Genomic DNA, 8,533 nt, shown 5'->3' with positions numbered 1-8,533 from the left:
CGCGCAGGCCCTGCTCCTCGGCCTTGGCCTTGGACTTGGAGCCCTCGTGCAGACCGACGCGCACGTCGACACCGGAGTCGCGCAGCGACAGGGCGTGGGCGTGGCCCTGGCTGCCGTACCCGATGACCGCGACCTTGCGGCCCTGGATGATGGACAGGTCGGCGTCGGCGTCGTAGAACAGCTCGGCCACTGGGTTCTCTCCTTGTGTGCAGGTGTTGCGTCCCACCGTATGCCGGTGGGCGGAAGGGAAGTTTCGGGGTCTCGGAATGCGGGCGGCCGCGTGTCCGGGGGCCGCCCGTTTCCGTCGTTATGCGGACCGGTCGAGTGCGCGCAGCGAGCGGTCCGTGATCGAACGGGCGCCGCGGCCGATGGCGATCGTGCCGGACTGGACGAGTTCCTTGATGCCGTACGGTTCCAGCATCCTGAGCATGGCGGACAGCTTGTCGCCGCTGCCGGTGGCCTCGATGGTGACGGCCTCCGGGGAGACGTCGACGGTCTTGGCGCGGAACAACTGGACGATCTCGACGATCTGGGAGCGCGTCTCGTTGTCGGAGCGCACCTTCACCAGAACGAGTTCGCGCTGGACGGCCTGGGTGGGCTCCAGCTCGACGATCTTGAGCACGTTGACCAGCTTGTTGAGCTGCTTGGTCACCTGCTCCAGCGGGAAGTCCTCGACGCTCACCACGATGGTGATGCGGGAGATGTCGGGGTGCTCGGTGACGCCGACGGCGAGCGAGTCGATGTTGAAGCCGCGGCGGGAGAACAGCGCGGTGATCCGTGCCAGGACGCCGGGGGTGTTCTCCACCAGGACGGAGAGCGTGTGCTTGGACATGGTCTCTTCGGTCTCTCTCGCTCAGTCGTCTTCGTTGTCGCCGAAGTCGGGGCGAACGTCCCGGGCGGCCATGATCTCGTCGTTGGAGGTGCCGGCGGCGACCATCGGCCAGACCATGGCGTCCTCGTGGACGATGAAGTCGACGACGACGGGGCGGTCGTTGATGGAGTTCGCCTCCTCGATCACCTTGTCGAGGTCGGCGGGGTCCTCGCAGCGGATGGCGTAGCAGCCCATGGCCTCCGACAGCTTCACGAAGTCGGGGACCCGGGTGCCGCGGGCGTCCGGGTTGACGTCGTCGGGGCCGGAGTGCAGCACCGTGTTGGAGTACCGCTGGTTGTAGAACAGGGTCTGCCACTGGCGGACCATCCCGAGGGCGCCGTTGTTGATGACGGCGACCTTGATCGGGATGTTGTTCAGGGCGCAGGTGGTCAGTTCCTGGTTGGTCATCTGGAAGCAGCCGTCGCCGTCGATCGCCCAGACGGTGCGGTCGGGCCGGCCGGCCTGGGCGCCCATGGCGGCCGGGACTGCGTAGCCCATCGTTCCCGCGCCGCCGGAGTTCAGCCAGGTGGCGGGCTTGTCGTACTGCACGAAGTGCGCGGCCCACATCTGGTGCTGGCCGACACCGGCCGCGAAGATCGTGCCCTCGGGAGCCAGCTGTCCGATGCGCTCGATGACCTGCTGCGGGGAGAGCGAGCCGTCCTCGGGCTGGTCGTAGCCCAGGGGGTAGGTGTCCCGCCAGCGGGACAGGTCCTTCCACCAGGCGGTGTAGTCGCCCTTGTTGCCCTCGTCGTGCTCCTTCTGGACGGCCTGCACGAGGTCGGCGATGACCTCGCGGGCGTCACCGACGATCGGGACGTCGGCGGCACGGTTCTTGCCGATCTCGGCCGGGTCGATGTCGGCGTGGACGATCTTGGCGTACGGGGCGAAGCTGTCCAGCTTGCCGGTGACGCGGTCGTCGAAGCGGGCTCCGAGGGCGACGATCAGGTCGGCCTTCTGCAGCGCGGTGACGGCGGTGACCGCACCGTGCATGCCCGGCATTCCCACGTGCAGCGGGTGACTGTCGGGGAACGCGCCGAGCGCCATCAGGGTGGTGGTGACGGGCGCTCCGGTCAGCTCGGCCAGGACCTTCAGCTCGGCGGTGGCCTTCGCCTTGAGGACGCCGCCGCCGACGTAGAGCACGGGCCGCTTCGCCGCGGAGATCAGCTTGGCCGCCTCGCGGATCTGCTTGGCGTGCGGCTTGGTGACCGGGCGGTAGCCGGGCAGGTCCATGACCGGCGGCCAGGAGAAGGTGGTCTTCTTCTGGAGGATGTCCTTGGGGATGTCGACCAGGACGGGGCCGGGGCGGCCGGTGGAGGCGATGTGGAACGCCTGCGCGATCACCCGGGGGATGTCCTCGGCCTTGGTGACCAGGAAGCTGTGCTTGGTGATCGGCATGGTGATGCCGACGATGTCCGCCTCCTGGAAGGCGTCCGTGCCGATCGCGGAGGAGACCACCTGCCCGGTGATCGCGACCAGGGGCACGGAGTCCAGGTTGGCGTCGGCGATCGGGGTGACCAGGTTGGTGGCACCGGGTCCCGAGGTCGCCATGCAGACGCCCACCTTGCCGGTGGCCTGGGCGTAACCGGTGGCGGCGTGGCCCGCGCCCTGCTCGTGACGGACCAGGACGTGGCGCACCTTGGTGGAGTCCATCAGCGGGTCGTAGGCCGGAAGGATCGTGCCACCGGGGATGCCGAATACGGTGTCGGCGCCGACCTCCTCGAGAGAGCGAATGAGGGACTGCGCACCCGTGACGTGCTCGGGGGCGGACTGTCCTCCGGATCGGGGCCGGGGCTGCGGATGAGCCCCGGTGGCCTGCTCGGTCATCGGCGTTCTCTTCTCGATGCTGAGGGTTTTTGCGAGGTTTGTGCGAGGTGTTTCTGCTGCTCGGCAGGTGCCTGTGCAACAAAAAACCCCTCGTGCCGTAAGGCAAGCGAGGGGAGCGCGTCGGTGTGGGTCGCGGGGAGTCCGGGTCGGTCCGGACGTCACCTGCTTCAGCCGACGCGCTGTCCAAGTACGAGAATTCGGGTGCGCATGGCACTGACCTTCCCTCCGGCGCGCACTCACTGTCAAGTGGGTGGGACGGGAGTCTCATTATGTGAGCGCAGCGCCGTGCCACCACTCAGGACGGCCGGCAGTCCGGCGGCGACACCCCCGGCGACCTGCCCGGGGCCGGCGCCGACACCCTTGGTGTACACCCCGGTGCCGCCGCCCGCGAAGGCCGGTTCGGCCGGCCCGTGCGGCACCGGGTAGTGGCCGGTTCCGAGCGCTCTGCGCAGCCGGTACTCGTCCAGGGCGCCGGAGAACGCCATGCCCTGTCCGTGCGTACAGCCCATCGCGCGCAGGGCGACGATCTGCTCGGGCAGGTCGACGCCGTCGGCGACGGACTTCAGCCCGAGGTCGGTGGCGATGCGCAGCAGACCACTGGTGATCTTGTGCAGTCGCGCGGACTCGACGACGCCCTCGACCAGGCCCCGGTCGAGCTTGAGCACGTCCACGGGCAGCCGCCGCAACGCGGTGATCGCCGCGTAGCCGCTGCCGAAGCCGTCCAGGGCGATCCGGACGCCGACCCTGCGCAGCGCGTTCAGCCGGCGGTCCAGCTCGTCGAGGCCGACCCGTGGGTCGATGTCCGACAGCTCGATCACGAGAGAGCCGGGCGGCAGTCCGTGCCGGGTCAGCAGGGCCTCCACGGAGCCCAGCGGCATGGAGCGGTCCAGCAGGCGGCGGGCGCCGATGCGTATGGCCACGGTCACGGACAGCCCGGTCGCCGCGCGTTCGGCGGCCTGCTCGACGGCCTCGCGGAGCACCCAGCGGTCGAGTTCGGCGGTCCTGTCGCCTTCCTCGGTCACCCGCAGGAACTCGGCGGGGGTGAACAGCACGCCCTGCGAGGAGCGCCATCGGGCCTGGGCGCAGACCGACGTGATCCGGCCGTCGGTGAGGGAGACCACCGGCTGGTGCAGCAGCGCGAACTCCCCGTCGTGCAGCGCGGCGCGCAGCCGGGTGGCCAGCTCGGCCTTGCGTACGACGTCCTGCTGCATCTGTGGCCGGTACAGCTCGACGCGTCCCTTGCCGCCGGCCTTGGCCCGGTACATGGCGAGATCGGCGTTGCGCAGCAGCTCGCCGGCGCCCAGGCCCGGTTCGGCGAAGGCGACCCCGATGGAGGCGTTGACCCGGACTTCGTTGCCGTCGATGAGGTAGGGCTGGGAGAGCGTCAGTCTGAGCCGGTCGGCCAGCTCCCGGATGTGTCCCTCACGGGCGGCCCTGTCCCGGGCGCCGTCCCCGACGATCAGGGCCGCGAACTCGTCGCCGCCCAGTCTGGAGGCGGTGTCCCCCTTGCGGACGGCCTCGTGGAGTCTGCGGGCCGCCTGGACGAGCAGCTCGTCCCCGGCCTGGTGCCCGATGGTGTCGTTGACGCCCTTGAAGCCGTCGAGGTCGATGAAGAGCACCGCCGTACCGCGCAGGGCGGCGTTCCGGTCGGAGGCGCGGCGGCCGGAGAGCGCCTGCTGGACGCGCCGGGTGAACAGGGCGCGGTTGGGCAGGTCGGTGAGCGGGTCGTGTTCGGCGTTGTGCTGGAGCTGCGCCTGGAGGCGCACTCTTTCGGTCACGTCCCGGCTGTTGAAGATGAGGCCGCCGTGGTGCCGGTTGACGGTCGACTCCACGTTGAGCCAGCCGCCCTCTCCGGACCGGAAGCGGCACTCGATGCGCGTGGTGGGTTCCTCGACGGGACTGGCGGCCAGGAACCGGCGTACCTCGTGCACCACGCAGCCGAGGTCCTCGGGGTGGATGAGCCCGGCCAGTTCGGTGCCCACCAGGTCCTCGGCGGGCCGTCCGTAGACCCCGGCGGCGGCCGGGGAGACGTAGCGGAGGATGCCGTTGGGCGCGGCGATCATGATGACGTCGCTGGAGCCCTGGACCAGGGAGCGGAAGTGGTTCTCCTTCTGGGCCAGTTCCTGGGTGAGGACGATGTTGTCGAGCAGCATGATGCCCTGTCGGACGACGAGCGCCAGCACGACGGTGCCGCCGGTGAGCAGCACCACGCGGTCGACGCTGCGGCCGTTGAGCACGTTGTAGAGGATGCCCAGGGTGCAGACGGCGGCCGCGAGGTACGGCGTGAGCGCGGCCAGGGAACCGGCGATGGGCCGGGCTGCGGGATAGCGGCCCCGTTCGCCGCCCTGTCCGGGGCCGGGCAGTGCGGGGGGCGCGGGGGGCGGTACGGAGGGGGACGTGGGCCGGTGACCGGCGCCGCGCTGCCCGGGCAGGTGCTCGCGCACCACGCGGCTGTGGCCGCCGGTCCCCTCCTCCTCCGGCACCGGGCGCCCGCGCCGGGAGGCGGCCCAGGGTGCGTACGCGAGCAGCAGGGAGCCGGCGAACCAGCCCGCGTCGAGCAACTGCCCGGAGCGGTAGCTGTTGTGCAGCAGCGGCGAGGTGAACAGGGCGTCGCACACCACGGTCAGGCCGAGCGCGCCGATGGCGGTGTTGACGGCGGATCTGCAGACGGGCGACCGCCTGAAGTGCAGCGCGAGCACCATGCTGACGAGGGCGATGTCCAGCAGCGGGTAGGCCACCGAGAGCGCGGAGTGCGCGACGCTCGACCCGCCCTCGGCCTTGGCCGCCTGGGCGAGCGCCAGGCTCCAGGCCAGGGTCAGCAGCGAACCGCCGATCAGCCAGGCGTCCAGGCCCAGGCAGATCCAGCCGGCCTTGGTCACCGGCCGTTTGGCCAGTACCAGCAGGCCCACGATGGCGGGCGGGGCGAAGCACAGGAAGAACAGGTCCGCGTAGCTGGGACTGGGCACCGGCACGCGCAGCACGACCTCGTACCACCCCCAGACCAGATTGCCCAGGGACGCCATCGCCGAGGAGAGGGCGAACAGCAGCCAGGCCGGTCGAAAGCGGACGCGGCGTCCGCGGGCGTAGAGGAAGCACGAGACGGCGGCCGCGGCCGCGGCGGCGCTCAGCCCGAAGTCGCCCATGATCTTGGCGACGTACGGCGAACCCCAGCCGAGCGCGGCACCGACGGCGTAGGCCGCGCAGGCCAGGGCGAGCACCAGTTGACGCACGAGGGGCGATCCGCCGGCGGCGGCCGACGGCCGGGGCAGCAGCGGTCCGGGCGCGGCCTGGCCGCGCAGCGCTCCGTCCAGCGTGGGCACGGGGGGCGGACTCACGGGGTCCTCCCGGTCCGCACCGCTCCCGCGTCCCGCGCACACCGGTGGGCCGGCCGGTCCTGCCTTCCGCGGTCGCCCGGCCGGCGCGGGTGGGGGCAGCGCCGGGCGGGCCGGCCGCCGTGGTGGTCGGCCCGACTCCGTCGGCGCGCGGTCGTGGTCGTGGTCGTGGTCGTGCGCCAGGGTCGCCGGCGGCGGCTCCGCCGCGTCGGATCGTTGGTCCATAGGCCGTGCATCGCCCGTCGCCCCCCTCACAGTCTGAGATGTCCATCCCCGGCGCCGTACGGTGCGCGGCGCATCCCCTGTCGGACGATACACCAGGATCGTCACTCAGGGACATAGGTTCTCTACGCTCCGTGACGACCAGCGGATATGCGCGCACCCACCGCATCCGAGAGGTCGCGGAGGGTGCCCGAAACGGATTACGCGCCCGTCGTCAGAATCACGTTGCGCAGGGGCTCCCGGTTCACGAACCGGGTCAACTGGTCCACCAGCAGCCGCTTGGCGCGCGGCAGGAAGGCGGAGGTCGGACCGCCCGCGTGCGGGCTGACGACTATGCCGGGAGCATGCCACAGGGGGTGACCCGGCGGCAGCGGTTCGGGGTCGGTCACGTCGAGGGCCGCGGTGAGGCGCCCGCTCTCCAGTTCGGCGAGCAACGCCTTCGTGTCGACGACCGGTCCGCGAGCCACGTTGACGAGCAGGGCACCGTCCTTCATCCGGGCCAGGAACTCGGCGTCCACCAGTCCCCGGGTGGCTTCGGTGAGCGGTGTGGACAGGATGACGACATCGGCCCGCGGGAGCAGGGCGGGGAGTTCGGTGAGCGGGTGCACGGGGCCGCGCGCCGTGGTGCGGGCGGAGCGCGCGACGCGCACCACCGGCGCGACCTCGAACGGCACGAGCCGGTCCTCGATCGCGGCGCCGATCGACCCGTAGCCGACGATGAGGACCGTCCGGTCCGCGAGCGCGGGGCGGAACCCGCCGAGCCACTCGCCGCGGTCCTGCGCCCGCACGAAGTCCGGGATGCCCCGCAGCGACGCCAGGACCAGGGCCAGGGTCAGCTCCGCGGTGCTCGCCTCGTGCACGCCGCGCGCGTTGCACAGCCGCACGCCGGCGGGCAGGTGCCCCAGGCCGGGTTCGACGTGGTCGATGCCAGCGGAAAGGGTCTGGACGACCTGGACGGAGCGCATCTCGGGCAGCGGGCGTACCCCCACCGCGCTGGGCTTCATGTAGGGGACGACGTAGAAGGCGCAGTCGGCCGGGTCGGCGGGGAAGGTCTCCTCGCCGTCCCAGTGGCGGTAGGCGGGGCCCTCGGGAAGGCCCTCGATCTCGTCCGGCGGGATGGGCAGCCACACGTCAGCAGTCATGGTCAGGAGGCTATGTCAGGGGTCGGAGAGGCAAAGGTTAGGTTGGGTGGTCCGACAAGGGAGGGTCACGACCGGTGGAGCGCAGGACGATCGGCGCGACGGCACTCGCGGTGGGGGCCGTCGGACTGGGGTGCATGCCGATGAGCTGGGCGTACACCGCCTCGCGGCAGCGGGGCGACGAGTCGCTCAGGGCGGTGCACCGGGCCCTCGACCTCGGGTCCTGCCTGCTGGACACGGCGGACATGTACGGTCCGTTCACCAACGAGCTGCTGCTGGGCCGAGTGTTGAAGGAGCGGCGGTCCGATGCCTTCGTGTCGACCAAGGTCGGCCTGCTGGTGGGTGAGCAGCACATCGTGGCCAACGGCCGCCCCGGCTATGTGCGGCGTGCCTGCGACGCGTCCCTTCGCCGGCTGCAGACGGACGTCATCGACCTCTACCAACTGCACCGCGCCGACCCCGAGATACCGGTCGAGGAGACCTGGGGCGCGATGGCGGAGCTGGTGCGGGCCGGAAAGGTGCGGGCGCTCGGCCTGTGCGCGGTCGGGGCGCGGTCGGCCCGGCGGCCCGGGGCGCGGCTGCACGACGCCACGATCCGCCAACTGGAGCGGGTGCAGCAGGTCTTCCCGGTGAGCGCGGTCGAGGCCGAGCTGTCGGTGTGGTCGCCGGAGGCGCTGCGCACCCTGCTGCCGTGGTGCGTCTCGCGCGGCGTCGGCTTCCTGGCCGCGATGCCGCTGGGCAACGGCTACCTGACCGGCACGCTGACGCCGGGCCAGGGTTTCGAACCGGAGGACCTGCGGGCCCGGCACCCCCGCTTCACCGCCGAGATGATGGCGGCCAACCAGCCGATCGTGGCGGCGCTGCGCCGGATCGCGGCCCGGCACGGCGACGGGGTCACCGCGGCGCAGGTGGCGCTGGCCTGGGTGCTGGCGCAGGGGCGGCACGTGGTGCCGGTGCCGGGCACCAAGCAGGAGCGCTGGGTGACGCAGAACGCGGGGGCGGCAGGGCTGCGGCTGGCGGAGCGGGATTTGGCGGAGTTGCGGGTGCTGCCGCCGGCGCAGGGGTCGTGGGAGTGAGGCGTACGGCGCCCGGTGGCGGCCGCCGCCCGGTTCGGGATTCTGCGATCGGGAACTTGGGGAGCCCCT

5 protein-coding genes and 1 pseudogene are annotated in these 8,533 nt (G+C 71.6%); 1 reads left to right on the top strand and 5 read right to left on the bottom strand.

Going from position 1 to position 8,533, the window contains the following annotated elements:
• The 5 genes and pseudogenes from IE258_RS37885 to IE258_RS37865 form a co-directional block, all read right to left on the bottom strand.
• A pseudogene (locus IE258_RS37885) lies at window positions 1-190 on the bottom strand (ketol-acid reductoisomerase); the annotation flags it as partial.
• Window positions 191-307: 117 nt separating this feature from the next.
• The gene (gene ilvN, locus IE258_RS37880) at window positions 308-832 is read right to left on the bottom strand and encodes an acetolactate synthase small subunit (RefSeq protein ID WP_052838449.1); all 525 of its coding nucleotides are present in this window, start codon (window positions 830-832) and stop codon (window positions 308-310) included.
• Between the two features lie 21 nt (window positions 833-853).
• Window positions 854-2,695 carry an acetolactate synthase large subunit gene (locus IE258_RS37875; protein WP_189750328.1) on the bottom strand — a complete coding sequence of 614 codons (1,842 nt, stop codon included), beginning with the start codon at window positions 2,693-2,695 and terminating at the stop codon, window positions 854-856.
• Window positions 2,696-2,937: 242 nt separating this feature from the next.
• A complete protein-coding gene (locus tag IE258_RS37870) occupies window positions 2,938-6,030 on the bottom strand; it encodes a putative bifunctional diguanylate cyclase/phosphodiesterase (protein WP_189750327.1) in 3,093 nt (1,030 codons plus the stop codon).
• A gap of 419 nt (window positions 6,031-6,449) precedes the next feature.
• Window positions 6,450-7,391 (bottom strand): 2-hydroxyacid dehydrogenase, encoded by a 942-nt coding sequence (locus tag IE258_RS37865; RefSeq protein WP_189750326.1) that lies wholly within the window; start codon window positions 7,389-7,391, stop codon window positions 6,450-6,452.
• A gap of 74 nt (window positions 7,392-7,465) precedes the next feature.
• Between IE258_RS37865 and IE258_RS37860 the strand changes: the two genes are divergently transcribed.
• On the top strand, window positions 7,466-8,464 hold the full coding sequence (locus tag IE258_RS37860) for an aldo/keto reductase (RefSeq protein ID WP_189750325.1): 999 nt from the start codon (window positions 7,466-7,468) through the stop codon (window positions 8,462-8,464).
• The last annotated feature ends 69 nt before the right edge of the window (window positions 8,465-8,533 follow it).

The organism is Streptomyces tendae, from assembly GCF_014650435.1.
Classification (GTDB): Bacteria; Actinomycetota; Actinomycetes; order Streptomycetales; family Streptomycetaceae; genus Streptomyces; species Streptomyces tendae.
The sequence above is the reverse complement of the archived record's forward strand: the minus strand, read 5'-3'. Positions and strand labels throughout refer to the sequence as shown.